The sequence below is a fragment of the Streptomyces sp. CNQ329 genome (assembly GCF_000482585.1).
The window spans coordinates 25,036-50,614 of record NZ_AXVU01000031.1 but is presented as its reverse complement, the minus strand read 5'-3'; the positions used below and the strand labels follow the sequence as shown (position 1 = coordinate 50,614).

General features: G+C 72.2%; 20 protein-coding genes. 12 read left to right on the top strand and 8 right to left on the bottom strand.

Annotated elements, in window-relative coordinates:
* Window positions 1–200: 200 nt before the first annotated feature.
* On the bottom strand, window positions 201–1,454 hold the full coding sequence (ssd, locus tag I003_RS0120785) for a septum site-determining protein Ssd (protein WP_037721306.1): 1,254 nt from the start codon (window positions 1,452–1,454) through the stop codon (window positions 201–203).
* 527 nt (window positions 1,455–1,981) lie between these two features.
* On the opposite strand from ssd, the gene I003_RS0120780 reads away from it, so the two are divergent.
* On the top strand, window positions 1,982–2,809 hold the full coding sequence (locus I003_RS0120780) for an HAD family hydrolase (RefSeq protein ID WP_027773270.1): 828 nt from the start codon (window positions 1,982–1,984) through the stop codon (window positions 2,807–2,809).
* A 385-nt stretch (window positions 2,810–3,194) separates the two neighbouring features.
* Here the strand turns inward: I003_RS0120780 and I003_RS0120775 are convergent, their stop codons facing one another.
* Window positions 3,195–4,058, bottom strand: a complete 864-nt coding sequence (locus I003_RS0120775) for a Fic family protein (RefSeq protein ID WP_037721305.1) — start codon at window positions 4,056–4,058, stop codon at window positions 3,195–3,197.
* An 86-nt stretch (window positions 4,059–4,144) separates the two neighbouring features.
* On the opposite strand from I003_RS0120775, the gene I003_RS0120770 reads away from it, so the two are divergent.
* Entirely contained in the window at window positions 4,145–5,167 is a 1,023-nt protein-coding gene (locus I003_RS0120770) for a nucleotide-binding protein (RefSeq protein WP_027773268.1), read from the top strand.
* On the opposite strand, the gene I003_RS0120765 is transcribed toward I003_RS0120770, so the two are convergent.
* Window positions 5,155–6,468 (bottom strand): polysaccharide deacetylase family protein, encoded by a 1,314-nt coding sequence (locus I003_RS0120765; RefSeq protein ID WP_486584313.1) that lies wholly within the window; start codon window positions 6,466–6,468, stop codon window positions 5,155–5,157. The genes I003_RS0120770 and I003_RS0120765 overlap by 13 nt on opposite strands.
* Before the next feature lie 290 nt (window positions 6,469–6,758).
* Here I003_RS0120765 and I003_RS0120760 point away from each other — a divergent pair, with 290 nt between their 5' ends.
* From I003_RS0120760 to I003_RS0120740, 5 genes are all read left to right on the top strand, one after another.
* Window positions 6,759–9,218 (top strand): SulP family inorganic anion transporter, encoded by a 2,460-nt coding sequence (locus I003_RS0120760; RefSeq protein ID WP_027773266.1) that lies wholly within the window; start codon window positions 6,759–6,761, stop codon window positions 9,216–9,218.
* 123 nt (window positions 9,219–9,341) lie between these two features.
* On the top strand, window positions 9,342–11,297 hold the full coding sequence (gene acs / locus I003_RS0120755) for an acetate--CoA ligase (RefSeq protein ID WP_027773265.1): 1,956 nt from the start codon (window positions 9,342–9,344) through the stop codon (window positions 11,295–11,297).
* Window positions 11,298–11,557: 260 nt separating this feature from the next.
* The gene (gene nhaA / locus I003_RS0120750; RefSeq protein ID WP_027773264.1) at window positions 11,558–12,955 is read left to right on the top strand and encodes a Na+/H+ antiporter NhaA; all 1,398 of its coding nucleotides are present in this window, start codon (window positions 11,558–11,560) and stop codon (window positions 12,953–12,955) included.
* Between the two features lie 104 nt (window positions 12,956–13,059).
* Window positions 13,060–13,560 (top strand): phage holin family protein, encoded by a 501-nt coding sequence (locus I003_RS0120745; RefSeq protein WP_078564224.1) that lies wholly within the window; start codon window positions 13,060–13,062, stop codon window positions 13,558–13,560.
* The gene (locus I003_RS0120740) at window positions 13,557–14,483 is read left to right on the top strand and encodes an alpha/beta fold hydrolase (RefSeq protein WP_027773262.1); all 927 of its coding nucleotides are present in this window, start codon (window positions 13,557–13,559) and stop codon (window positions 14,481–14,483) included. Before I003_RS0120745 ends, I003_RS0120740 begins: the two co-directional genes overlap by 4 nt.
* Window positions 14,484–14,897: 414 nt before the next feature.
* Here I003_RS0120740 and I003_RS0120735 read toward each other — a convergent pair whose 3' ends face one another.
* The 3 genes from I003_RS0120735 to nth form a co-directional block, all read right to left on the bottom strand.
* Window positions 14,898–16,097, bottom strand: a complete 1,200-nt coding sequence (locus I003_RS0120735) for a MarP family serine protease (protein ID WP_027773261.1) — start codon at window positions 16,095–16,097, stop codon at window positions 14,898–14,900.
* Between the two features lie 12 nt (window positions 16,098–16,109).
* Window positions 16,110–16,889, bottom strand: a complete 780-nt coding sequence (locus I003_RS0120730; RefSeq protein ID WP_078564228.1) for an NUDIX domain-containing protein — start codon at window positions 16,887–16,889, stop codon at window positions 16,110–16,112.
* A 149-nt stretch (window positions 16,890–17,038) separates the two neighbouring features.
* Window positions 17,039–17,869 carry an endonuclease III gene (gene nth, locus I003_RS0120725; RefSeq protein WP_027773259.1) on the bottom strand — a complete coding sequence of 277 codons (831 nt, stop codon included), beginning with the start codon at window positions 17,867–17,869 and terminating at the stop codon, window positions 17,039–17,041.
* A 149-nt stretch (window positions 17,870–18,018) separates the two neighbouring features.
* Here nth and I003_RS0120720 point away from each other — a divergent pair, with 149 nt between their 5' ends.
* From I003_RS0120720 to I003_RS0120710, 3 genes are all read left to right on the top strand, one after another.
* Window positions 18,019–18,270, top strand: a complete 252-nt coding sequence (locus I003_RS0120720; protein ID WP_027773258.1) for a hypothetical protein — start codon at window positions 18,019–18,021, stop codon at window positions 18,268–18,270.
* Window positions 18,271–18,280: 10 nt separating this feature from the next.
* On the top strand, window positions 18,281–19,393 hold the full coding sequence (locus tag I003_RS0120715) for a flotillin family protein (protein ID WP_027773257.1): 1,113 nt from the start codon (window positions 18,281–18,283) through the stop codon (window positions 19,391–19,393).
* A 223-nt stretch (window positions 19,394–19,616) separates the two neighbouring features.
* Window positions 19,617–20,594 carry a zinc-binding dehydrogenase gene (locus I003_RS0120710; protein WP_078564222.1) on the top strand — a complete coding sequence of 326 codons (978 nt, stop codon included), beginning with the start codon at window positions 19,617–19,619 and terminating at the stop codon, window positions 20,592–20,594.
* 80 nt (window positions 20,595–20,674) lie between these two features.
* Here the strand turns inward: I003_RS0120710 and I003_RS0120705 are convergent, their stop codons facing one another.
* Both I003_RS0120705 and I003_RS0120700 read right to left on the bottom strand, forming a co-directional pair.
* On the bottom strand, window positions 20,675–22,204 hold the full coding sequence (locus I003_RS0120705; protein ID WP_027773255.1) for an MFS transporter: 1,530 nt from the start codon (window positions 22,202–22,204) through the stop codon (window positions 20,675–20,677).
* 150 nt (window positions 22,205–22,354) lie between these two features.
* Complete coding sequence (locus I003_RS0120700) at window positions 22,355–22,978, bottom strand: TetR/AcrR family transcriptional regulator (RefSeq protein ID WP_027773254.1); 624 nt, start codon at window positions 22,976–22,978, stop codon at window positions 22,355–22,357.
* 221 nt (window positions 22,979–23,199) lie between these two features.
* Between I003_RS0120700 and I003_RS0120695 the strand changes: the two genes are divergently transcribed.
* Together I003_RS0120695 and I003_RS0120690 are read left to right on the top strand one after the other, a co-directional pair.
* Window positions 23,200–24,396 (top strand): family 2 encapsulin nanocompartment cargo protein terpene cyclase, encoded by a 1,197-nt coding sequence (locus tag I003_RS0120695; protein WP_027773253.1) that lies wholly within the window; start codon window positions 23,200–23,202, stop codon window positions 24,394–24,396.
* Between the two features lie 155 nt (window positions 24,397–24,551).
* Entirely contained in the window at window positions 24,552–25,406 is an 855-nt protein-coding gene (locus I003_RS0120690) for a geranyl diphosphate 2-C-methyltransferase (RefSeq protein ID WP_027773252.1), read from the top strand.
* The last annotated feature ends 173 nt before the right edge of the window (window positions 25,407–25,579 follow it).

Here is a 25,579-nt window from a genome sequence, read left to right as displayed (position 1 = left end):
GCGGAGGACCACCGGCCGCATCACGACACGGACAGGCGCACGCCCGGCACCCCGGCCCGGCTGCCCGCCCCCTGAGGCCGCGGAAGCCGGATCGACGACCCCCCGCCCGGCGTCCCGGCCGCCGTGCGCGTCCCGCCCGTACCGCGGCCGGGTCCACCCGGACCCCGCGACCGCCCCGGGCGCATCCTGCTCCGTGCGCCTCATGCCGCGGCCCCCTCCGTGCTCGTGCCGGGCATCGCCCGGGACCAGAAGTCCGTGCAGAAGCGGGCCAGCGGGGTACGCGGGCGGGCGCCCGGGGGAGGGGCGCCGGAATCGGCGGCCTGCGACAGGCCCGGTTCCACGGGGAGTTCGCCGGCCAGCGGGAGGCCCAGGAGATCGGCGACGTCCTCGGCCCTCAGACCGCCCCGCGCCGGGAGCCGGACCACCACACGCAGATCGCCCAGCACCATCCGTACGCCCTCGGCCACCCGGTGCGCCGCCGCGACCGCGCGCACCTCGGCCGGCACCACCAGCAGCCCCACGTCCACCTGAGCCAGCGCCTCGGCCACCGGCTCGTCCACCCGCCGCGGCAGATCGACCACGACGGCCCCGCCCCTCCGGCGGGCCGCCGCCAGCACGGAGCGCATCGCCTCCGGTGCCACCGGTACCGTCCCCGCCTCGCCGCCGCCCCGGTCCCAGCTCAGAAACCGCAGATCGTGCAGCCGCGGCAGCGACTCCTCCAGGGCCGCTCCGGCGATCCGTCCCCGCGACGACGCGAAGGCCGGCCAGCGCAGCCCTTCCGCCTCCTCACCGCCGAGCAGCACGTCGAGCCCGCCGCCCAGCGGATCTGCGTCGACCAGCACCGTCCGCCGCCCGGCCCGCGCCGCGGTCACCGCGAGCGCGCAGGCCAGCGTGGACGCCCCGGCGCCACCCCGGCCGCCGACGACGCCGACCGTGCGGGCCTGCGCGCCTGCCCCCTCCGCGGCGTCGGCGATCCGGTCCACCAGCTCCGTCTCCGCATCCCCCAGCACGAGCACCTGCTCGGCGCCGACCGCCACCGCCCGCTCCCACACCCCCGGGTCGTCCTGATCCCGGCCGACGAGCATCACACCGCCCCGCCGGGCCTGCCCCGCCGCCGCCAGCCGGCCGGCGCTGTCGTCCCCGACCAGCACCAGCGGCGCCGCGGCCCAGTCCTGCCGCCCGGGTGCATGAGAGACCTCCGCCTGCGTACCCGCCGCGGCGCACAGGCGCAGCAGGTCGTCGAGGAGGTCCTCGTCCTCGGTGACGACCAGCGGCCGCCCGTCGCCGCCGTCGTCGCCGGCGCCACCCCCGGAACCGGCTCTCGCGCCCGCCTCACCCCCCGACGCACCACCGCCGCCGGGACGCCCCGCAGCCCCGGCTCCGTGCCCACCGCCGGACAGCCCGCCGCTTCGCAGTCCACCGCCCCGCAGTCCGCCGCCCCGCACCCGGCTCATCACGCCGCCTCCCCGTTCCACCCGCCGCACCACCCGGCACGCCGTCCGCCTCGGCCCGCGCCACCGCCTTCCGCGACAGCACCCGGCCCTCTTCCGGCTCCCACGGTGCCCCGCCGCCGCCCATCTCGTGGATCTTGGTCAGGATCTGGGGATAACCCACCAGTTGTGGACAACTTCGTCACCCGATCGAGGGGGCATGCAGATCAAGGGCAACGGTTACCCACGGTGATGCGTCTAGTTTCACGACAGCGTGAAGACAGCCCGAAGGACGGGCCGAAGCAAGGGGAGACCGGGAAGAGCGGGAGGAGATCCGACGCAACCGGAGAAAAAATCGAAAAAACCGGAGTCCGGACATGCGACGACCCCCGCCGGGGGGGAGAGCGGGGGTCGTCCCCACGGCCGACTCGGGGGGGGAGGAGCCGGTCCGGGTTAGCACGGTCGCGAACGATCCGTGACTTCCATGGTGTACCCGAGAGCCTTCTCAGGCAAACCCACGCGCCACACCTTACGCCGAATGGTGGGCGCCTATGCTCGCACTCGTGGAAAACCACTCGTTGCCCAGGACAGCCGCCTTCTTCGATCTGGACAAGACGGTCATTGCGAAGTCGAGCACGCTGACCTTCAGCCGCTCCTTCTACGCCGGCGGGCTGATCAACCGGAGGGCTGTACTCCGATCCGCCTACTCTCAGTTCCTCTACCTCCTGGGCGGCGCCGACCACGAGCAGACCGAGCGCATGCGCGCCTATCTCTCCGACCTCTGCCGCGGCTGGAACGTGGCCCAGGTGAGCGACATCGTGGCCGAGACCCTCCACGACATCATCGACCCGATCATCTACGACGAGGCCGCCTCCCTCATCGAGGACCACCACCTCGCCGGCCGCGACGTCGTCATCGTCAGCAGCTCGGGCGCCGAGGTGGTCGAGCCCATCGGCGAGCTGCTCGGCGCGGACCGCACGATCGCCACCCGGATGGTCGTCGAGAACGGCCGCTACACCGGCGAGATCGACTACTACGCCTACGGCCCCGCCAAGGCGGAGGCGGTGCGGGAGCTGGCCGCGGCCGAGGGGTACGACCTCGCGCGCTCGTACGCGTACAGCGACTCGATCACGGACGTGCCCCTCCTGCAGACCGTCGGCCACCCCTTCGCCGTCAACCCGGACCGCGCGCTGCGGCGGGAGGCGGAGCAGCACGGCTGGCCGGTGCTGTCGTTCGCCCGGCCGGTACGGCTGAAGCAGCGGCTGCCGCAGTTCTCGCTGCCCTCCCGGCCGGTGCTGGCCGCCGCCGCAGGGCTGGCGGCGGCGACCGCGGCCGGAGTGGTCTGGTACGCGTACCGCCGCCGCGTCCAGGCGGCCTGAGCCCCTGAAGACCGGCGCCACCTGCACAGATTCCGGTTCGCCCGATAAGTTACCTTCGCTAGCATTTGCAGGTGAAAGTAAATAACTGGGCGCCGGGCTTCCCTCTCGCGGCCCGTAGGAGTACAAAGGAATTACGGCCCGCGAGATCAGGGGCTCCGTAAAGGATCCCCGTCAACCACGGTCCCGCGGACCGCACATGGAAGTCGGGAACCCACGCGACGTCGATCCCTCGAATAGGGACCGCCACACCAGGCAACGGACGGGTGCCGGGCCTGATGGGCAAAGAGTTCTGCACGCACTGGTACCCCGGCGGACATGAGATGGCGGCGGTGCCTGAAAGGGTGCCGCCGCAACTCTGTGCCCGCAGGACCGTACGGCCCCGCGGCTACGCCGCTCCCCGCTGCAGCGCCTCGCAGACCGCCGTGCTCTCCCGCGCGCCCAGCTCAACCGCGCGGCCGCAGTGCGCGATCCACCCCGCGACGCCCTCCGGGGTCCCGCTCGCGTAGCCCGCCAGCGCCGTCCCGTACTCCCCGCGGCCCTGCTCCGCGTGCCCCACCTCGGCCGGGCAGACCGCCTTCGGGTCCAGCCCGCTGCCGACGAGCACGATCCGCTCGGCGGCCCGCGCGACCAGCCCGTTGCCGGTGCGGAACGGCCGCAGCGTCAGCAGCTCACCGTGCACCACCGCGGCCATGACCAGCGCCGGAGCGGACGAGCCCGCGACGACCAGGGCCGCGAGCGCATCCAGCCGCGCCGCCGCCTCCGCGGCGCCCGGCAGCGGCGACGGCAGTTCCGCACCCGGTTCCGTGACGCTCTCGCCCGCCAGCCGCGGACGTCCCACCGCCTCGGCCGGATCCACGCCGGCGTCCCCCGCCCCCGCGGCCGGATCCCCCGTACCTCCCGACACCACCACGTGCAGCCGCGCCAGCACCTGCATCGGCGACTGCCGCCAGGTGCTCAGCAGCTGTCCCGCCTCGGCACTCGCCCGCAGCGCCCCGCCCACGGTCCGCGGCTCCCCCGCACCGGAGAAGTCGCTGCGCCGGCGTACCTCCTCCAGCGCCCAGTCCGCGCCCGACAGCGCCGCCGAGGCCCGCGCCCCGCGCAGCGCCGCCTCCGCCGACACCTCGTTGCTGCGCCGCCGCATGACCCGGTGCCCGTAGACGCGATCGACCGCCCTCCTTACAGAGGACACCGCCTCCTCCACTCCCGGGAGGGTGCTCAGGGCCGCCAGCGGGTCGGTCACGCTCGTCATGCGTACGAGACTACGCAACCCGATGGAGTGGACTTGTGCAGCCCTTTCCCCGACCGCGGGGCAGGATCCCGCTACCGTTCCTGAACATGAAGATCGCTTTCGTGGGAAAGGGCGGCAGCGGCAAGACCACCCTGTCGTCCCTGTTCGTCCGGCATCTCGCCGGCACCGGTCGCCCGGTGCTCGCCGTCGATGCGGACATCAACCAGCACCTGGGCACCGCCCTCGGGCTCGACGAGGAGGAGGCCGCCCGGCTGCCCGCGCTCGGCGCGCATCTCCCGCTCATCAAGGAACACCTGCGCGGCACCAACCCGCGGATCGCGGACGCCGCGGGCATGATCAAGACAACGCCCCCCGGAACGGGTTCCCGCCTGCTCACGGTCACCGGGGACAATCCGGTGTACGCCGCCTGCGCGCACCCCGTGCGGCTGGACAACGGCTCCGTACGCCTGATGGTCACCGGCCCGTTCACCGAGGCCGACCTCGGCGTGGCGTGCTACCACTCCAAGACCGGCGCGGTGGAGTTGTGCCTCAACCACCTGGTCGACGGGCGCGAGGAGTACGTCGTCGTCGACATGACGGCGGGCAGCGACTCCTTCGCCTCCGGGATGTTCACGCGCTTCGACATGACCTTCCTCGTCGCCGAGCCCACCCGCAAGGGCGTCTCCGTCTACCGTCAGTACAAGGAGTACGCCCGCGACTTCGACGTCGCCCTGCGCGTCGTCGGCAACAAGATCCAGGGCCCGGACGATCTGGAGTTCCTGCGCGCGGAGGTGGGCGCCGACCTGCTGGCCGCCTTCCCGCATTCGGACTGGGTGCGGTCGATGGAGAAGGGCCGCCCGCCGGCGTTCGCGCGGCTGGAGGAGCCTGCCGCGCAGGTGTTGCGGAAGCTGTACGGAGCCGTGGACGCGTCGTACGAGCGGCGCGACTGGGCCCGTTACACCGACCAGATGGTGCACTTCCACCGCAAGAACGCGGAGAGCTGGGGCAACGCGAAGACCGGAGCCGATCTGAGGGACCAGATCGACCCCGGCTTCGTCCTGGGCGAGGCCGCGCACCTGCGGACTCTCCCCGCCGCACAGGGCACGGCCGCCGCTCCTCAGCCCGCCTGAGGCTGCTTGGCGTGCGTGGTGCCGGCGTGGTCCTTCCGCGCGGACCCCGCCGGCTCTCCGGCGCGCCGCGCGCTGCCCCGCTTCGCCTTCGGCGACAGGAACTTCTCCCAGCCCTTCGCCGGCTCTTCGCCCACGTCCAGCGTGCGCAGCCTGGCGAGCATCTCCGGGTCCTGGGCGTCCAGCCAGTCCACCAACTGCCGGAAGGAGACACAGTGCACGTCCTTCTTGGGGCAGACGGTCTTGATGGTGTCCTCTACGGCGCGCATGTACGCGCCGCCGTTCCAGCTCTCGAAGTGGTTGCCGATGATGAGGGGCGCGCGGTTGGTCGTGTACGCGCGCTCGAAACCCGCCAGTAGCCCCTCGCGCATCTGCCGTTCGAAGGCCGCGTGCTGGGCGGAGGGCGCATAGGCGGTGCCCGACTGGTTGGCCATGAAGTTGTAGTCCATGCTCACGACTTCGAAGGAGCGGCCGGGGAACGGGACCTCCTGCAAGGACAGGTCCCAGAGGCCCTCCTTCTTCCTGGGCCACACCTGACTGCTGACACCGCTGGTGTCATAGCGGAAACCCATCTCCTTGGCGGCCTTCATGAGGTTCTTCTGCCCCTCCAGGCAGGGGGCGCGACCGCCGACCAGCTCCTTGTCGTAGTCGAAGGGAAGCGGATCGGCCTTCTTCCGGCCGGTGTTCGTCTTCCAGTGCTGCACGAACTGCTTGGCCTGCGCGATCTCGCTCTTCCAGTCCTCCTTCGACCAGCTCGCGACGCCTGTACGGCCGCAGAAGTGGCCGTTGAAGTGGGTGCCGATCTCGCTGCCCTCCAGCCACGCCCCGCGCACCTGCGCCAGGGTGGCGACGACCTCCTCCTCGTCCAGGTAGCCGATGTCGGAGGCCCCGCGGGGACGGCCGGGGGGCGCGTACTCCATGCGCTTGTCCCGCGGCAGCACGTACACGCCGCTGAGGAAGTACGTCATCGCCGCGTCGTTCTCGCGCGCCACCTTGCGGAAGTGGGAGAAGAGCCGCTGGCCGTCCTCGCCGGCGCCGTCCCAGGAGAAGACGACGAACTGCGGCGGCCTGGTGCCGGCTGTCATCCGGCCGATCGTGGGCTGGTTGGGCTGGGCGCCGGTAAAGGCCGTGGAGCCGTCGCCGATGAGCTTCACCGGCCGCGTCTTGCCGGGTGCCTCGCCATCGCTCCGTGAACGCTGCGCATCGCCTTCCGGTCCCGTCCCGGGAGAACAGCCGGCGACCGCCACGCCGCCGAGTGCGAGGACGCCGCAGATTCCCACGGCCGCCCGCCATGTTCCGAACAAAGCTCCCACCTCTTCCCGACGCCGCCAGGGACGCTGACTCGAATGGCCGCATGCGCGCGATTTCTCGCCGCACTCTCAGAAAGAGGGATAACCGGGAATTCAGATTATCTCTCTGTATTCACTCGATGGATGGGAGAAGTGGGCCGACCAGCGCAAAACACTTCGCTCACTCTTTACGCGGCATTACGATTCATTTACTCAACCTTGAGGGTCACCGAACCGTCACACTGAGTGATGCAACCCGTGTGCCCGTGCTGCACGACGCCCCCTCCGCATCGAGGAGACGCCACATGCCCGCAGGACGCCCGACGCCCCTGGAAAGCCCCTCCGCCGAGCGCGCGAAGGAGCCGGAACACGATCCCGGACACCACCCGGAACACACGGATGCCGCACCCGCGAAGCCCGCCGGGCACATCGCCGTTCCCGGCCCCACCGCTCCCCCCGAACGCACCGCACCCCGGCGGCCCTTCGCCGCGGACCTCTCCGCCTCCGTGACCGTCTTCCTCATCGCCCTGCCGCTCTCCCTCGGCATCGCGCTCGCGACCGGCGCCCCGCTGCAGGCCGGGCTGCTGTCCGCGGCCGTGGGCGGCATCGTCATCGGCCTGATCGGCGGGGCGCCGCTGCAGGTCAGCGGGCCCGCGGCCGGGCTGACCGTGGTCATGGCCGACCTCATCCAGCTGTACGGCTGGCGCGTCACGTGCGGGATCACCGCCGTCGCCGGGCTCGCGCAGCTCGCACTCGGCGCGCTCAGGGTGGCCCGTGCGGCGCTGGCGGTCAGCCCGGCCATCGTGCACGGCATGCTCGCCGGCATCGGGGTGACCATCGCCCTCGCCCAGTTGCACGTCGTCCTCGGCGGCAGCCCGCAGAGCTCGCCGGTCGACAACTTCCTGGCGCTGCCCGGGCAGCTCGCCGACCTGCACGCGGGTGCGGTGTCGGTGAGCGCCGTCGTCGTCATCGTGCTGCTCGGATGGCCGCGGCTGCGCGGGCGGGGCACGGATTTTCTGCGGTACGTACCGGGGGCGCTGGCCGCCATCGTGCTCGCGACCGGGTTCGCCGCCCTCGCCGGGCTGCGGCTGCCACGCGTCGACCTGCCGTCCTGGAGCAGTCACGCGCTCGCGGGGATGCCGGACGGGCCGGTGCCGGGGCTGGTGACCGCGGTGCTGACGATCACGCTCGTGGCCAGCGTGGAGTCGCTGCTGTCCGCGGTGGCGGTCGACAAGCTCGCGGTGGCACGCGGCGGCGGGCACCCCGTCCCGCGCGCCGACCTCGACCGGGAGCTGCGCGCGCAGGGTGCCGGCAACTTCCTCGCGGGACTGCTGGGCGGACTGCCCGTGACCGGCGTCGCGGTGCGCAGTTCGGCGAACGTCGCGGCGGGGGCGGTCGGTCGCCGGTCCGCCGTGCTGCACGGCGTGTGGGTGGTGCTGGCGTCGCTACTGCTGGTGGGGATGCTGGAGCTGATCCCGCTGGCGGCTCTGGGAGCGCTGGTGATGGTGGTCGGCATCCAGATGGTGAAGATCAGCCACGTGCGGTCGGTGCGGCGGCACCGGGAGATCCTCGTGTACGCGGCCACCTTGGCCGCCGTCGTCCTGCTGGGCGTGCTGGAGGGCGTCGCGGTGGGGATCGCGGTGGCGGTGGCGGTGTCGCTGCACCGGCTCTCCCGTACGCGGGTCACGCTGGAGCGGCACGACGGGGGTGCGGTACCGGACGCGACGAGCGGGACCCGGGAGGCCCCCGGGGAGACGTTCCTCGTGCGGGTGGGCGGGCAGCTCACCTTCCTTGCCGTCCCGCGGCTGAGCCGGGTGCTCGCCCAGGTGCCGCGGGGTGCGACCGCGCAGGTGGAGCTGACCGGCTCGTTCATGGACCACGCCGCGTACGAGACACTGCAGGAGTGGCGCCAGGCGCACATCGCGTACGGCGGCGCCGCGGAGCTGATCTCCGCCGCGGGCCACCGCATCGCCGAACCGGCCGCATCGCACCACTGCCACCCGTGGACGCCGTGGCGCAACCACTGCTGTGTCTCCGCACCGGAACGGCCCGCCCCGGCCCACCGGCTGCTCAGCGGGATCAGCAACTTCCAGCGCAACACCGCGCCGCGGGTGCGCGAGGAGCTGGCGCGGCTGGCCCGCGAGGGGCAGCGGCCCACCCAGCTCTTCCTCACGTGCGCGGACTCCCGGGTGGTCACCAGCATGATCACGTCGAGCGGGCCGGGCGACCTGTTCACGGTGCGCAACGTGGGGAACCTGGTGCCGCCGCCGGACGAGAGCGGGGACGGCGCCCTGCCCGACGACTCCGTCGCGGCGGCGATCGAGTTCGCGGTCGAGGTGCTGCGGGTCGAGTCGATCACGGTGTGCGGCCACTCCGGCTGCGGCGCGATGCAGGCTCTGATCGACGAGGAGGCCGGGCAGGGGAACGCTGGACCCACCGGCGAACGGCCCACTCCGCTGCGGCGCTGGCTGCGGCACGCGCTGCCGAGCCTGGCGCGGGCAAGGGCAGCAGACGGCCCCCGGATCGCCTCCCGGCCGTACGCGGACGACGCCGAGCGGCTGAGCCTGGCCAACGTCGCGCAGCAGTTGGACCATCTGCGCCGGCACCCGTGTGTACGCCGCCGGATGGCCGAGGGCTCTCTGAGCCTGCACGGGATGTACTTCCACGTCGGCGAGGCGCAGGCTTATGTGCTGGGCGCGCAGGACGACTTCACGGCCGTCCATCCCGCGGGAATGCCGGGGCAGGCTGCCGCCGATGTTCGCTAGCGCACGGCCCCTGCGGTGACCCATAGGTCTAAACCAATTTATCCCCAGGCCCTTGTCACGCCCTCCCCACGCCTGATGAGCTAGGCCCGGGACTGAGGCGGACATCCTGGAAAGGGAGATGTCGTGAGCAACGAAAGCCTGGCCAACCTGCTCAAGGAGGAACGCCGGTTCGAGCCGCCAGCCGAGCTGGCCGCACACGCGAACGTCACGGCGGAGGCGTACGAGCAGGCACGCGCGGACCGGCTGGGCTTCTGGGCGGAGCAGGCCCGGAGGCTCAGTTGGGCCACCGAGCCCACCAAGACGCTCGACTGGTCGAACCCGCCGTTCGCGAAGTGGTTCGAGGACGGCTCGCTCAACGTCGCGTACAACTGCGTGGACCGGCACGTCGAAGCCGGCCTGGGCGACCGCGTCGCGATCCACTTCGAGGGCGAGCCGGGCGACAGCCGCACGATCACCTACGCCGAGCTGCAGCGGGAGGTCGCCAAGGCGGCCAACGCGCTGGTGGAGCTGGGCGTGCAGACCGGCGACCGGGTCGCCATCTACATGCCGATGATCCCGGAGACCGTCGTCGCCATGCTGGCCTGCGCCCGCGTCGGCGCGCCCCACTCGGTGGTCTTCGGCGGCTTCTCCGCCGACGCGCTCGCCACCCGCATCGCCGACGCGGACGCGCGCGTGGTCATCACCGCCGACGGCGGGTACCGGCGCGGCAAACCGTCCGCGCTCAAGCCGGCGGTGGACGACGCGGTGCAGCGCACCGAGCAGGTGCGCAACGTCCTGGTGGTCCGCCGTACGGGCCAGGACGTGGCCTGGACCGAGGGCCGCGACGTGTGGTGGCACGACGTCGTCGACCGGCAGGCGGACACGCACACCCCCGAGGCGTTCCCCGCGGAGCACCCCCTCTTCATCCTCTACACCTCGGGCACCACGGGTAAGCCCAAGGGCATCCTGCACACCACCGGCGGCTACCTCACCCAGGTGTCCTACACCCACCACGCGGTCTTCGATCTCAAGCCCGAATCCGACGTGTTCTGGTGCACGGCCGACGTCGGCTGGGTCACCGGCCACTCGTACATCGTGTACGGCCCGCTCTCCAACGGCGCCACCCAGGTGCTCTACGAGGGCACGCCGGACACCCCGCACCAGGGCCGCTGGTGGGAGGTCATCCAGAAGTACAAGGTCTCGATCTTCTACACCGCGCCCACCGCGATCCGCGCCTGCATGAAGTGGGGCGACGCCATCCCGGCCAAGTTCGACCTGAGCAGCCTGCGGGTGCTCGGCTCGGTCGGCGAGCCGATCAACCCCGAGGCGTGGATCTGGTACCGGGAGCACATCGGCGCCGGCCGCACCCCGGTCGTGGACACGTGGTGGCAGACCGAGACGGGCGGCATCATGATCAGCCCGCTGCCCGGCGTGACGAGCACGAAGCCCGGCTCGGCGCAGGTGCCGCTGCCCGGTATCGCGGCCACCGTCGTGGACGACGAGGCGCGCGAGGTGCCGGACGGAGCGGGCGGCTATCTGGTGCTCACGGAGCCGTGGCCATCGATGCTGCGCACGATCTGGGGAGACGACCAGCGCTACAAGGACACCTACTGGTCCCGCTTCGAGGGCCGGTACTTCGCGGGTGACGGCGCCAAGAAGGACGACGACGGGGACATCTGGCTGCTCGGCCGGGTGGACGACGTCATGCTCGTCTCCGGGCACAACATCTCCACCACAGAGGTGGAGTCCGCTCTCGTTTCGCACCCCAAGGTCGCCGAGGCCGCGGTCGTCGGCGCCACCGACCCGCAGACCACGCAGGCCATCTGCGCCTTCGTGATCCTGCGCGGGGGCGCGGAGGAGGCCGAGGGGCTGGTGGAGGAGCTGCGGGCGCACGTGGCGAAGGCCCTGGGCCCGATCGCCAAGCCCAAGCGGATCCTGCCGGTCGCGGAGCTGCCCAAGACCCGCTCGGGCAAGATCATGCGCCGCCTGCTGCGGGACGTCGCCGAGAACCGCCAGATGGGCGACGTCACGACGCTGACGGACTCCACGGTCATGGACCTCATCCAGGCCAAGCTGCCGAGCGCGGCCTCGGAGGACTGAGACGGCCGGGGCGGCGCACGCCGTCCCGGCATGCCCTGAGCGGTGCGCGGCGCCGGCGGCGGGGACACCCCGCCGCCGGCAGCCCTGCCGCACCGTCTACCCCGTTATGCCCGTAATCTGACCCCAGGTCGATCGACCGGTGCCGCCCTGTAGGGTGGCGGAGACAGGTGAAGAGAGAGATAGCACCCTGAGGCGCGCCGGGAAGTCTGGTCGGCACACAGCACTCGTGTATCCGCCGCCCACCTCCCGGAGGCCCTGCCGTGACCGCGCCCCAGCGCCCTCAGCAGTCCCATTTCCTGCGCAGACCGTCCCTCAGAGAGAGCAAGTTCCTCACCGAGGCCCTGCGTACGGAGACCGTCGGCGGACTGATCCTGCTGGCCGCGGCCGTCATCGCCCTCATCTTCGCCAACAGCGCCCTCAGCGGTACCTACGAGGACATCAAGGGCTTCGCCTTCGGACCCTCTTCGCTCGACCTGCACCTCGATCTCGCCCACTGGGCCAAGGACGGGCTGCTGACGATCTTCTTCTTCGTCGTCGGGGTCGAGCTCAAGCGCGAGCTGGTCGACGGCGAGCTGCGCGACCCGCGGGCCGCCGCGCTGCCGATCGTCGCCGCGCTCTGCGGCATGGCCGCCCCCGCGCTCTTCTACGTCGCCGTCAACGCCGGCCGGGGCGACCTGGGCGGCTGGGCCATCCCCACCGCCACCGACATCGCGTTCGCCCTGGCCGTGCTCGCGGTCATCGGGAGCAATCTCCCCTCCGCGCTGCGCGCCTTTCTGCTGACGCTGGCCGTCGTGGACGACCTCTTCGCCATCCTGATCATCGCGGTCTTCTACACCGCCGGCATCAACCTCATCGCCCTCGGATCCGCGGTCGCCGGCCTCGTCCTCTTCTGGTTCCTCCAGCGCCGCGATGTCCGCGGCTGGTACGTGTACGTACCGCTGGCCGTCGTCATCTGGGCGCTGATGCACGCCAGCGGCGTGCACGCCACCATCGCGGGCGTCGCCATGGGCCTGACGCTGCGCGTCACCACCCGACCGGGCGAAGAGGTCTCGCCCGGCGAGCGCATCGAGCACCAGCTACGTCCCCTCTCCGCCGGTCTCGCCGTCCCCGTCTTCGCCTTCTTCGCGGCCGGCGTGGCCGTCGACGGCGCCGCGCTGAGCGGTGTGTTCACCGACCCCGAGCCCCTCGGCGTGGTGGCCGGCCTCGTCCTCGGCAAGGTCCTCGGCATCTCGCTCGGCTCGCGGCTCGCCGCACGGTTCACCCGGGCGGAGCTGAACCCGGCGCTGAGATGGCCCGACGTCTTCGCCGTCGCGACACTGGCCGGCATCGGCTTCACCGTCTCGCTGCTCATCAGCGAGCTGGCCTTCGCCGAGGACGGCAAGCTCGCCGAGGAGACCAAGGCGGCGGTGCTGACGGGCTCGGTCATCGCCGCGGTCCTCGCGTGCGTCCTGCTGAAGATCCGCGACAATCGTTACAAGGCGATCGCGGAGGAGGACGAGCGCGACGAGGACATGGACGGGATACCGGACATGTACCAGCAGGACGATCCGGAGTACCACCTCCGGATGGCCGCGATCCACGAGACAAAGGCCGCGGAACACCGGAGGCGTGCCGAAATGCGGCGCCCGCCCGGCGAGCAGGGTGACGGTCGGGCATGATGTGACTTCAGGCGGCGAAGGGACGGACGATGAGCGCAGCCGGTAACGGTCCAGCAGGAAACCGGACGGCCGCGGAGCCGAGCACCACGGCACAAGCCAGCACGATGAGAGCCGGCACGGCGAGGCACACCGTGGCCGTCGACCTCGACGCCGACGCCCACCTCGACGGGCAGCAGAGCCTGGGGCAGCTCGTCTCGACCGCCACCACCGGCCTGAGCGCGCTGCTCCACGACGAGATCGCCCTGCTCAAGGCCGAGACCCGGGAGGACATCAAGCGCGCCGGCGCCGGCGGCACCGCCCTCGGCGTCGCCGCCGTCCTCGTCCTCTTCGGCATCCCGGTGCTCAGCTTCGCCGCCGCGTACGGGCTGCACGCCCTGGGCCTCGCGCTCGCCTGGTCGTTCCTCATCGTCTTCGGCGCCCACGTGGTCCTCGGCGGGCTCGTCGCCCTCTGGGGCATCACCAAGATGCGCCAGATGCGCAAGCCCGAGCGCGCGATGAACTCCACCAAGGAGACCGCCACCGTCCTCTCCGACTCCCTGCGCGGCCGAGGTCATCCGGCGGACCGACACAAGCCGGCCGCGGGCGTGGCACGCTCGGAGTCATGACGGCACCGTCGCCAGTCGATCCGGCAGTCCACATCGAGGGGCCCTGGACCCACAGGGACGTCGCGGCCAACGGCGCCCGCTTCCACATCGTGGAGATGGGCGAAGGGCCGCTGGTGCTGCTGCTGCACGGGTTTCCGCAGTTCTGGTGGACCTGGCGCCATCAACTGCCCGCGCTCGCCGAGGCCGGCTACCGCGCGGTGGCGATGGACCTCCGCGGCGTCGGCGGCAGCGACCGGACCCCCCGCGGCTACGACCCCGCCAACCTCGCCCTCGACGTCACCGGCGTGATCCGCTCCCTCGGTGAGCCGGACGCCGCGCTCGTCGGTCACGACCTCGGCGGCTATCTCGCCTGGACCGCCGCCGTGATGCGGCCCAAGCTGATCCGCCGGCTGACCGTCTCCTCGATGCCGCACCCGCGCCGCTGGCGCTCCGCGATGCTCACCGACCCGCGGCAGAGCGCCGCGGGCTCCTTCGTCTGGAGCGCCCAGCCCCCGTGGCTGCCCGAGCGGCAACTCGTCGCCGGGGACGCCGCGTTGGTCGGCCGGCTGATCCGCGACTGGTCGGGCCCCCGGCAGCCGGACGACAAGGCGCTCCAGGTCTACCGGCGCGCGATGACCGTGCCGTCCACGGCGCACTGCTCGGTGGAGCCGTACCGCTGGCTCGTACGGTCGCTGGGGCGGCCGGACGGCATACAGTTCTACCGCCGTATGAAGCTGCCGGTGCGGGTGCCCGTGCTGCATCTGCACGGTTCCCTCGATCCGGTGATGCGCACGCGCAGCGCGGCGGGATCGGTGGCGTACGTGGAAGCGCCGTACCGGTGGCGGCTTTTCGACGGTCTCGGGCACTTCCCGCACGAGGAGGACCCGGTCGCGTTCACGACCGAACTCATCAACTGGCTACGGGATCCCGAGCCCGACCGCTGAACCACCGCAGCTCACCGGCCGGTCCACCGCCCGTACGCCACTCTCCGCCACGGCGGCGCCGCGGCTCCCCCACGACCCTCGCCTGAACCGCACACGTCAATTGCACCCTGCATAGGCCGATGGGCCCGAGAAAGGGCGATTACCGGCCGCCCGGCGGGGGGAGGATCCGGGGTATGGGTTGGACGCATGACTACAACGACGTAGGAACCCACCGCTCCCCCGCCCCGGACGCCAGACCGCTCCAGGGCGCCGCGGCGCATCGCGAAGTGGACCTCCGTCTGGGGATCCCGCACATTCTCCGCCGCCGGGCCCGCTGGATGAGCGCCCGATTGCGGCGCGTGCACTGAGCGGCTCCGCCGGAGCCGTGTCCTGACAAGGATTCCCGGGGGCCTGCGCCCCCGGCCTCTCGGCATCTCACATGGCGCAACCGTCGCTGTCCACCGGCCGCGACGCCGTGCGCCCGCGCTCGATGTCCTCGCGTACCTCGTCGACGGTCAGCGCGTAGCCGGTGTCCTTGTCGTCCATGGACCTGGCGAAGATCACGCCCACGACACCGCCCTCGGGGTTGAGCAGCGGGCCGCCGGAGTTGCCCTGGCGGACCAGGGTGCGCAGGGAGTACACGTCGCGGTTGACCGTGCCGCGGCGGTAGATGTCCGGGCCGTTGGCCGTTATCCGGTCGCGCACGCGCGCCGCCCGTACGTCGAAGCCGCCGTTCTCCGGGAAACCGGCGACGACGGCGTCGTCGCCGCGCTCCGCGTCGTCCTGGTCGAAGGGCAGGGCGGGGGCGTCCAGCCCGGGGACCTCCAGGACGGCGACGTCCCGCTCCCAGTCGTAGAGCACGACCTCGCCGTCGTAGAGCCGGCCCTCGCCGCCGATCTGCACGGTGGGCTCGTCGACGCCGCCGACGACGTGGGCGTTGGTCATCACGCGCTGCGGCGCGAAGACGAACCCGGTGCCCTCCAGCACCTTGCCGCAGGACGGGGCCGTCCCGACGACCTTGACGATGCTCTCCCGCGCCCGCTCCACCACCGGGCTGCCGACCAGCGCGGGGTCGGGCGCCGGGACGTTGGTGATCTGCTCGCTCTGGAACGGCGCGAAGACCTGGGGGAAGCGGTTCTCCGAGAGCACGGAGCTGAACTCGCCGAACCAGGTGTCGGCGCTCTTCGGCATCACCTCGGCCACGCCGTTGAGCACCTTGGAGGCGCGCACCTCACGGGCGACGGTCGGCAGCGTCGTCGACCCCAGCGCCGTACCGAGCAGCCAGGCGACGAGCAGCAGCGCCACGACGTTGACCAGCGCGCCGCCGGTGGCGTCGAGCGAGCGGGCCGGCGACCAGGTGATGTACTGCCGCAGTTGGTTGCCGAGGTGGGTGGTGAGTCCCTGGCCCACGGAGGCCGCTATGAGGACGAGGACGACGGCGGCGAACGCGGCCGTCGGGCCGAGGGCGGCGCCGTCGGTCACCAAGTCCCAGACGACCGGCAGCAGATAGATCGCCAGCAGCCCGCCGCCGACGAAGCCGCACACGGACAGGACACCGACCACGAAGCCCTGGCGGTAGCCGACCACGGCGAACCACACGGCGGCCGCCACCAGCAGGATGTCCAGCACGTTCACCCGGTCACCGTCTCATGCGTGCCAGTCCAGCGGCACCCTGCGTTCGCGATCCCACGGGCGCTCCCACCCGGCCAGGTGCAGGATGCGGTCGATCACTCCGGCGGTGAAACCCCAGACCAGCGCGGAGCCGACAAGGAACGCGGGGCCGAGGTGGCCGCGCGGATGGACGGCCATGGCGCGGTTCGCCGGGTCGGTGAGATCGGCCACGCTGACGCTGAACACCCGTGCCGTCTCGGCCGGATCGACGACTCCGACGGGGCTGCGCTCGCGCCACCAGCCGAGCACGGGCGAGACGACGAAGCCGCTCACCGGGATGTACAGCCGCGGCAGCACGGAGAACACCTGCACGCCCGCCGGATCGAGCCCTGTCTCCTCCTGCGCCTCGCGCAGCGCGGCACGCAGCGGTCCTTCGCCCGCGGGATCGCCGTCCTCCGGGTCGAGGGAGCCGCCGGGGAAGGAGGGCTGGCCCGCGTGCGAACGCAGGGAGCTGGCGCGCTCGGTGAGCAGCAGCTCGGGGCCGTCCTCGCCGTCGCCGAAGAGGATGAGCACGGCGGCGGGCCGGCCGCCACCGCCGTCGGGCGGTAGGAAGCTGCTCAGCTCTTCGGGCCGTACGGTACGGGCCGCGTCGGCGACCGGCGCCAGCCAGCCGGGCAGTCCGTCGTCGCTGACGTGGACGGGCACACGGGACGCCGGTGTACCGGGCGCGGGTGTCCGGACCGGGGGCGCAGGGGCGGAGTCCGCTCCCGCGGAGCGCCCGTCCGCGGCGCCCACGGCTTCCGGGCCGCCGCGCACGCTCCCGTTCGCTTCACCGCGCGCCCCACCCGCCCCCGTACGCACCGAAGCGCCGGGCGCCGCCCCGTCCGCCGTACCGCGCGCCGCACCCGCGGTGGCGCCGCCGCCCGGCCCGCCGCCCGGCCCGCCGGGCATACCGCCTGAGCGTGTCATGCGGCGCCCAGCGGAGGCGCGGGCTTCCCGGGATAGTCCGGCGGAGGCTTGAGGCGCTGCCCGGGCATGCCGCCCTTCTCGTATTTCAGCAGCTTGCGGGCCTTCTCCGGATCCGTCTCCCCCTCGCCGTACGCCGGGCAAAGCGGGGCGATGGGGCAGGCGCCGCAGGCGGGCTTGCGGGCGTGGCAGATGCGCCGGCCGTGGAATATCACGTAGTGCGAGAGCATCGTCCAGTCCTTCTTGGGGAAGAGGGACCCGACCTCCTGCTCGATCTTGTCCGGGTCGGTCTGCTCGGTCCACTTCCAGCGCCGCACGAGCCGGGCGAAGTGCGTGTCGACCGTGATACCGGGGACCCCGAAGGCGTTGCCGAGGACGACGAACGCCGTCTTGCGGCCCACACCCGGCAGCTTGACCAGGTCCTTCAGGTTCCCCGGGACCTCACCGCCGAAGTCGTCCCGCAGGGCCTGCGAAAGCCCCATGATCGACTTGGTCTTGGCGCGGAAGAACCCGGTGGGCCGGATCAGCTCCTCGACCTCCTCCGGGTTGGCCGCGGCCAGATCCTCGGGCGTCGGGTACTTCGCGAAGAGCGCGGGCGTGGTCTGGTTCACCCGCAGGTCGGTGGTCTGCGCGGAGAGCACCGTGGCGATGAGGAGCTGATACGGGTTCTCGAAGTCCAGCTCAGGATGCGCGTACGGATACACCTCGGCCAGCTCGCGGTAGATCCGCCGGGCCTGGCGCACCAGTCCCGTCCGCGTCGGTGCCGGTTTCGCCTTGCGCACCACCGCGCGGCCCCCCGCCGCCGATGCCGCCTCGCCACTCTTCGCCATGGGGCCAGCCTACGGGCCCGGACTGACACCGAAGAGCGAAACCGCTGGGGGTCCCCTCCCGGGGAACGGAAACCAAGATTGAGCGACCGCCGTCCTGAGTAGGGTACGCATGAACGTCGCGAGCAGGGTGATCGAGGGGGAATCCATCGATGGTGCCTGACGACGCCGTGATCGGCTGTCTCGGCGTTCTCGTCATCCCCACCCGAGGGTCCGCCGGCCCCGGCGAGGTGCTGGTGCGGGTACGGGGCGGCACCGAGACCTTTCTCGCCTGGTCCGCCGAGCCCTTGCCGCAAGGGGCGGAGGTACTCGTCACCGAGTACTGCGGTGGTCGCCAGGTCACCGTGATCGCGTGGACCGATCCGCTGGAGGAGCTGACCGGCGGCATCGGTTCCGTGGAGTGAGGAGGTAAGCATGTTCGGCTATCGCGTTCCGGCCCCCGACCAGGCCATGCTCGTTTCGGGCGGCAGGCGCCGGCGGGACGGGGCACCGTTCCGCGTCGTCGTCGGGCACGGCAGGTTCGTGTTACCGATCTTCCGCAAGACCCGCTTTCTGTCGCTGGCGATGCACGAGTCGGAGGTCGCCGAGTACTGCGTGACCAGGCAGGGCATCCCCCTGACCGTACGGTCCGTGATCGCTTTCAAGGTCGGCAACGACATCGAGAGCATCGTCAACGCCGGGCAGCGCTTCCTCTCCGAGCAGAAGGAGATGTCGGTGCTGACCGGGCGGATCTTCGCCGGGCACCTGCGCGCCATCATCGGCTCGATGACGGTCGAGGAGATCGTCACGGAGCGGCAGAAGCTCGCCTCCGAGGTGGTGGAGACCTCCAAGAGCGAGATGGGCAGGATCGGCCTGATCGTCGACTCGTTCCAGATCCAGTCGATCGACGACGGCGACACCGGCTACATCCGGGCCATGTCGGCGCCCCATCAGGCGGCCATCCAGCGCGAGGCGAAGATCGCCGAGGCACAGGCGGCGCAGAAGGCGTCCGAGGCGGAGCAGGAGTCCGCGCGCAAGCAGGCCGAGTACGCCCGTCAGACCGCCATGGTGCGGGCGCAGTACCAGGCCGAGGTCAGCCGCGTCGAGGCGGAGGCGGCGCAGGCCGGGCCGCTGGCGCACGCGCACGCACAGCAGGACGTGCTCGCCGCGCAGACCGAGCTGGCCGAGCGCGCGGCCCGGCTCCGCCAGCAGGAGCTCCAGGCGGAGGTGGTCAAGCCGGCCGAGGCGGAGGCCGAACGGGTCCGGGTGCTGGCGCTCGCCGAGGCGGAGCGGATGAAGATCCAGGCCGAGGCGGCGTCCTCGTACGACAGGGTCGCTCTGGACCAGCAGTTGATCGAGCAGCTCCCGAAGATCGTCGAACGGGCCGCGGCCAGCCTGCAGGGCGCGAACATCAACGTGCTGAACGGCGCCGACGGCCTGGGTCAGCTCACCGCTGGGCTGGTGGGCCAGGGCATGACCATCCTGGACACCGTCAGGAGCTCCATGCCCCAGCCCCGCTCCCCGGAGGACGAACGGCAGGACGGCTGACGCGCGTCGATCCGGATGGCCCGGCCCTCTCCCCCGCCGGCAGGTGCCGTACACGGCTGGGGGAGGCCGGCCGCATGGGCGGACGGCCGAATCCCGCGAAGGCTCCGGGGACGCGTCTCGCGCGCCCGGCAGGCCGTGGCGGGCGCGTCCGTGCTCCGGTCGCTTGACCTGAACCTTCGTTGAACTTCTACGGTGGCCGCGTCGAGTCGATCAGGACGGGAGCGTGGTCGCGGTGCGTGCGATCGAGGTACGGGAGTTCGGCGGGCCGGAGGTGCTGGTGCCCGCGGAGGTGCCCGAGCCGGCGGCCGGGGCCGGGCAGGTCGTCGTGGGGCTGGAGATGGCCGACGTCATCTATCTGGACACCCTGCTGCGCGGCGGCTGGGGCAGGGAGATCTTTCCGGTGCGACCGCCGTACGTGCCGGGCGGAGGTGGCGCGGGGACCGTACTGGCCGTCGGGGAGGGGGTCGACGCGGCGTGGGTGGGGCGGCGCGTGGTCGCCCCGGCGTCCGCCGGGTACGCGGAGCAGGTCGTCGCCGAGGTGGCGCAGATCGCCGCCGTCCCCGGCGCGCTCGGCCCGGCCGAGGCGGCGGCCCTGCTGCACGACGGCACCACCGCGGTACGTCTCGCCCGCGCGGGGCAGGCCCGCGCGGGCGAGACGGTGCTCGTGGCGGCGGCGGCCGGCGGGGCGGGGTCGCTGGTGCTGCAGTTGGCGCGCGACGCGGGTGCGCGCGTCATCGCCGCGGCGCGCGGCGAGCGCAAGCTCGCCCTCGCCCGCGAGCTGGGCGCGGAGCACACTGTCGACTACTCCGAGGACGGCTGGCAGGACCGGGTCCGCGAGGCCGCCGGCGGGGACGGCGTCGACCTCGCCTTCGACGGCGCCGGGGGCGAGCTGGGCCGGGCGGCGTTCCGGACGGTGGCGCGGGGCGGCCGGTTCGTGACGTACGGGACGTCCGACGGCGGCCTCGCCGAGATCGATCCGAGCGCGGCGGAGGAGCGGGGCGTGCGGGTGACGAACCTTCTGGCAGGCGGCCCGCCCGCCGCGTCCGTGGCGCAGGCGGCGCTCGTCGAGGCCCTGGACCTCGCCGCCGCGGGCCGCATCAGGCCGGTGATCGGCGCGACGTATCCGCTGGCCCGCGCCGAGGACGCGCACGCCTCGCTCGCCCGGCGCACGACGGTGGGCAAGTCGCTGCTCGTCGTGTGAGCCGGTGGACGCGTCCGCGGCGCGGGGGCGCGTGAGGGTGCGAGGGAGGCGTACGGGCGTCAACCGGGCGCGGGCGGCGCTCACATGTGGATCGTGGGTGCCCCGCCCTTCAGTTCCCCGGGCACGCCGGACCGGTACAGGGGCAGCGTTACCACCGCACCCACGGCGAAGAAGCCCGCCGACCACCAGAACGCCGTGTGGTAGCTCTCCAGCGCCGCCTGCGCCCGTACGGCCGGGTCCCTGGGGTTGCGCCCGACGAGGTAATCGGTGGCGGCGCCGGCGGAGAGGGTGTTGAGCAGGGCGATGCCGATGGAGCCGCCGACCTGCTGCATGGCGTTGACCGTCGCGGAGGCCACGCCCGCGTCGTGCACGGAGACGCCCAGCGTGCCCAGGCTCATCGCCGTCGCCACGACCAGTCCCAGGCCGAAGCCGACGATCACGGTCATCGGCAGGATGTGCGCCGCGTACGAACTACTCAGAGTCAGCGTCGTCATCCACACCAACCCGGCCGTCGCGACCGCCATCCCCACCGGCACCACCACCCGCGGCCCGATGGTCGGTACGAGCACGTTGGTGGCGAGCGTCGCGGCGATCACCAGACCGCCGACCATCGGCAGAAAGGCGACGCCGGAGTCGATCGGCGTGTAGTCGAGACCGGTCTGCATGTAGTACGTGAGGAACAGAAAGACGCCGAACATCCCGCCGGCGGCGATCAGCATGCCGAGGAAGGAGGCGCCGCGGTTGCGGTCGGTGACGATGCGCATCGGCAGCAGGGGGTGAGGGCTGCGGGTGGACCACCAGACGAACGCCGCCAGCAGCACGCCGCCCGCGATCAGCAGCCCCCAGGTGGCGGGTGCGCCCCAGTCCTGGTGCTCGGCGTTGGAGAAGCCGTAGACGACGCCGAACAGTCCGGCGGTGACCAGGACCGTGCCGGGCACGTCGATCCTGACGCTCCGGTCGCGCGCGGTACGGGTCAGCAGCGCGGAGGCGAAGCCGAAGGCGACGACGGTGAGGACCACGTTCACGTACAGGGTCCAGCGCCAGTCCAGGTACTCGGTGAGCACGCCGCCCAGCAACAGGCCGATGGCACCGCCCGCGCCGGACACGGCTCCGTAGACACTGAACGCCTTCGCGCGCTCGCCGGGGTCGGTGAACGTCGTCGTCAGCAGCGACAGCGCGGACGGCGCGAGGAGCGCGCCGGAGGCGCCCTGGAAGGCGCGCGCGGTGATGAGCATGTCGAAGTTCACGGCGGCGCCGGCCACGGCGGATGCGGCGGCGAAGCCGACGAGACCGACGAGGAAGGTGACCTTGCGGCCGACGAGGTCGGCGATGCGGCCCCCGAGCAGCAGCAGGCTGCCGAAGGCCAGCGAGTACGCGGTGACGACCCACTGCCGGTCGCCGTTGGAGAAGCCGAGGTCGTCCTGGGCGGACGGCAGGGCGATGTTCACGATGGTCACGTCGAGGACGACCATCAGCTGGGCGAGGCCGAGGACGCCGAGGATCAGCCAGCGGTGGCGGTGGGCGCGCTCGTCGTGGGGGGAGCCGGCGGCGCCGGCCGGGCCGGGGCCGTCGGCGGGACCGCTGCCGGCTTCGGCGCGGGTACGGGACATGGCGGGCTCCGTGGGGGGTCGGATGCTCGGAGGCCGGATGCGGTGGGTGGGTCGCATACGGGGTAGGGGTATATGCCCGTGGCGAGCCGGGCCAGGCGTCGGTTCAGAAGCGGCGTACGGAAGCCCGCGGGGCGGTGAGGGGCGTACGGGTCAGGAGTGGCGCAGCGCCGGCAGCACGACCAGGTCCACGAACCGCGCGAGATACGCGGAATCGGCGAACGCCCCGTCGACCAGCGGGCGTATGACGACCGCGCCGAAGAGCAACTGCGGCAGGAACCCGGCCGCGCCCGGCCGCCCTTGCAGCTCGCCGCGCTCCACCGCGCGGTCCAGCAGCCCGGACAGGTGCGTCAGCTCGTAGTCCACGAGGGAGGTGTGCAGCGTGGCCGCCAGGTCCGCGTCGGTGAGCGCCGCGTGGTGTATCGCGGCGATCAGCGCGGTGTCCTTCTCCGCCGTGGTGGACAGCTCCTCGACGAGGCTGATCAGATCGCCGCGAAGGGAGCCGGTGTCGGCGGCGCCGGCGCCCACGGGCCGGTTCGCGACCATGGCGGCCACGACCATCTCCGCCTTGCTGTGCCACTGCCGGTACAGGGTCGCCTTGCTGCATCGCGCCCGGGTCGCGACGAGGTCCATCGACAGCGCCTCGTACCCCGACTCGCGCAGCACGCCCAGCACGGCTTCGAGCAGCTCGCGCTCGCGCTCGGGGGTCATGCGGGGGCGGCGGATCCGGGCGCCGGAGGTCTGGCCGGGGAGCCGGCCCACGGATCTGCCGGGCATGGCGGGCGGTCCTCTTCGCACGGAGGGATGACGTACCGTCACGCTAGATCCTGGCCGGGAGAAACGCAATCGTTTCACCCGGCGGTTCACGAAGGGATCTCCACCCTGCCAATCCCCCTTTTATGCCTACTCTTTCGAGCGATTGCCGCACTCGGCGCAGACTCCTAGCGTCGAAGTATGACGATCTCCCCGCCGGCCCGCACGGAGGCCGGGTGCCGCACATGACCGGAGCAACCGCCGAAGCACTCCGCGCCCTCCTGCCTCCCGGCCCCACCGGCCTCGGCACCGCCGCCGCGCATCCGCTGTCCGGGTACGTACCGCAAGCCGCCCCGTCGCCCGGCGCGGGGCCCTCCAATCGTGCGGACGCCGCGCCGGAGCCCGCATCCGGCGCCGGGCCCGGCGCCGGACCCCCCGCCGGCTCCGGGACCGCCGCCGCCCCGCCGCCCGACGGCGGCACCGAGCGCGGTGGCCTGCGGATCCCGCCGCTGTACTGCCCGGACGCCCTCCGCAACGACCCCGTGCTCGGCGAGGAGGTCAACGAGCGCCTGGTCGAGTGGGCCGAGGAGATCGGCATCTTCACCGGCCGCATCGAGCGCCTGCGCTCCCACCAGTTCGGCAGCCTCTTCATGCTCGCCCACCCCGACTGCGACGACCCCGACCGGCTGCTGGCCGCCGCCAAGTGCGGCCTGTCCGAGTGGTCCGTCGACGACCACTGGGTGGACGAGGGCGAGGACCCGGATCCCGCCCTGCTCGGCGAGCGGATGGCGCTGGCGCACGCCGTCATCGACCCCGTACGGCTCCCCGCGCGCTACATGCCGCAGTTCGAGGAGACCGTTCAGCGCGAGCCGGTGCTGCGCGCCTTCCGCTCCGCCCTCGCGCACCTCTCGCGGTACGCGAGCCCCACCCAGGTCGCCCGGCTGCGGCACGAGTTGGCGGTCATGTTCGTGGGGTACGGCCAGGAAGCCGAGTGGCGGGCCTCGGAGCGCATCCCCGCGGTCTGGGAGTACTTGCTGCACCGCTACGAGAACGCGTTCTTTCCCTGCATGGTCCTCGTGGACCCCGTCAGCGGATACGAGCTGCCGCCCGACGAGTTCGCCGACGCCCGGGTCCGCCGCACGTACCTCTACGCCGGCACCGCCAGCGTGCTCCTCAACGACCTGTACTCGATGGAAAAGGAAGACCCCACGGACACCAACCTGCCCAACCTGATCGCCGCCGAAGAAGGCTGCACCCTCCAGGAGGCTGTGGACCGGACGGCCCTGATCCACGACGAGCTGATGCACACCTACGAGACGGAGGCCGCGGCCCTGACCGCCGCCGGCTCCCCGCAGCTCGGCCGCTTCCTGGCCGGGGTGTGGGCCTGGATGGGCGGGTGCAAGGAGTGGCACGCCACGAGCGCGCGCTACCGGACCGCCTGACCCGCCCGTCCCCGCGGTGCCCCTGACGCACCCGCCCGACCTCTGACGCACCCCCGGGTCCGCCTGACGTCCCCACGCGTCACGCATCGGCACGCCCTCGACCACGCCTCAGCAGCCTCTGCACGCTCACGCACGCCCTCAGAAGGAGAACGACCATGGCGGCAGCCACTCACACGAACGTCCTCACCAGCCCGTACCAGCACTCCATCGCCGACTACTGGAACCGGGAGAAGGATCCGGTCAACCTCAAGCTCGGCGAGGTCAGCGGGACGTACCACCACCACTACGGCATCGGCGAGGTCGACCAGTCCGTGCTGGCGGGCCCGGAGGAGACCCGGGAAGCGCGGATCATCGCGGAGCTGCACCGCCTGGAGAACGCCCAGGCCACCCTTCTGCTGGACCACCTCGGCGAGCCCGACCCGGCCGCCCGGCTGCTGGACGCCGGCTCCGGGCGCGGTGGCACGAGCTTCATGGCGCACGAACGATTCGGCTGCCGCGTCGACGGCATCTCGATCTCGCAGTCGCAGGTCGCCTTCGCCAACGACCAGGTCCAGCGCCGTGGCCTGGGGAACACGGTGCGGTTCCACCTGAAGAACATGCTCGACACGGGCTTCGAGACGGGCGCGTTCCGCGGGATCTGGAACAACGAGAGCACGATGTACGTGGAGTTGGTCCAGCTCTTCAAGGAGCACTCACGGCTGCTCACCCGCGGCGGCCGGTACGTGACCATCACCGGCTGCTACAACGACGCCTACGGGCTGCCGTCCCGCGCCGTCAGCCAGATCAACGCGCACTACATCTGCAACGTCCATCCGCGGTCGACCTACTTCAAGGAGCTGGCGGCGCACCGGCTGGTGCCCGCGCAGGTCATCGACCTGACCGAGGCGACGATCCCGTACTGGGAGCTGCGGGCGAAGTCCCCGGTGGCCACGGGGATCGAGGAGGTCTTCCTCACGGCGTACCGCAGCGGGAGCTTCCAGTACCTGCTCATCGCCGCGGACCGGGTCTGACGGGACCGACCGGTCCGACCGGCTCGCCCGCCGGGATCCGGGGGCGGGTGGAGGAACACGCTGTTCAGGCCGAGGGCCTGGTCAAGCACCGAACCGCTTGGCCAGGCCCTCGGCCTGATTGCGCGGGTCATACGGGTGTCCCCTTCCCGGTCCGGGGGAAGGACCCTCGTGCC

Coding starts and splice junctions, on each gene's coding strand:
- I003_RS0120775 (WP_037721305.1), bottom strand. CDS start 4,058: ATGACGAGCGTGACCGACCCGCTGGCGGCCCTGAGCACCCTCCCGGGA.
- I003_RS0120700 (WP_027773254.1), bottom strand. CDS start 22,978: ATGCCCGGCAGATCCGTGGGCCGGCTCCCCGGCCAGACCTCCGGCGCC.
- I003_RS0120740 (WP_027773262.1), top strand. CDS start 13,557: ATGACGGCACCGTCGCCAGTCGATCCGGCAGTCCACATCGAGGGGCCC.
- I003_RS0120760 (WP_027773266.1), top strand. CDS start 6,759: ATGCCCGCAGGACGCCCGACGCCCCTGGAAAGCCCCTCCGCCGAGCGC.
- I003_RS0120780 (WP_027773270.1), top strand. CDS start 1,982: ATGCTCGCACTCGTGGAAAACCACTCGTTGCCCAGGACAGCCGCCTTC.
- I003_RS0120695 (WP_027773253.1), top strand. CDS start 23,200: ATGACCGGAGCAACCGCCGAAGCACTCCGCGCCCTCCTGCCTCCCGGC.
- ssd (WP_037721306.1), bottom strand. CDS start 1,454: ATGAGCCGGGTGCGGGGCGGCGGACTGCGGGGCGGTGGACTGCGAAGC.
- I003_RS0120705 (WP_027773255.1), bottom strand. CDS start 22,204: ATGTCCCGTACCCGCGCCGAAGCCGGCAGCGGTCCCGCCGACGGCCCC.
- I003_RS0120715 (WP_027773257.1), top strand. CDS start 18,281: ATGTTCGGCTATCGCGTTCCGGCCCCCGACCAGGCCATGCTCGTTTCG.
- I003_RS0120745 (WP_078564224.1), top strand. CDS start 13,060: ATGAGAGCCGGCACGGCGAGGCACACCGTGGCCGTCGACCTCGACGCC.
- I003_RS0120770 (WP_027773268.1), top strand. CDS start 4,145: ATGAAGATCGCTTTCGTGGGAAAGGGCGGCAGCGGCAAGACCACCCTG.
- nth (WP_027773259.1), bottom strand. CDS start 17,869: ATGGCGAAGAGTGGCGAGGCGGCATCGGCGGCGGGGGGCCGCGCGGTG.
- I003_RS0120720 (WP_027773258.1), top strand. CDS start 18,019: ATGGTGCCTGACGACGCCGTGATCGGCTGTCTCGGCGTTCTCGTCATC.
- I003_RS0120690 (WP_027773252.1), top strand. CDS start 24,552: ATGGCGGCAGCCACTCACACGAACGTCCTCACCAGCCCGTACCAGCAC.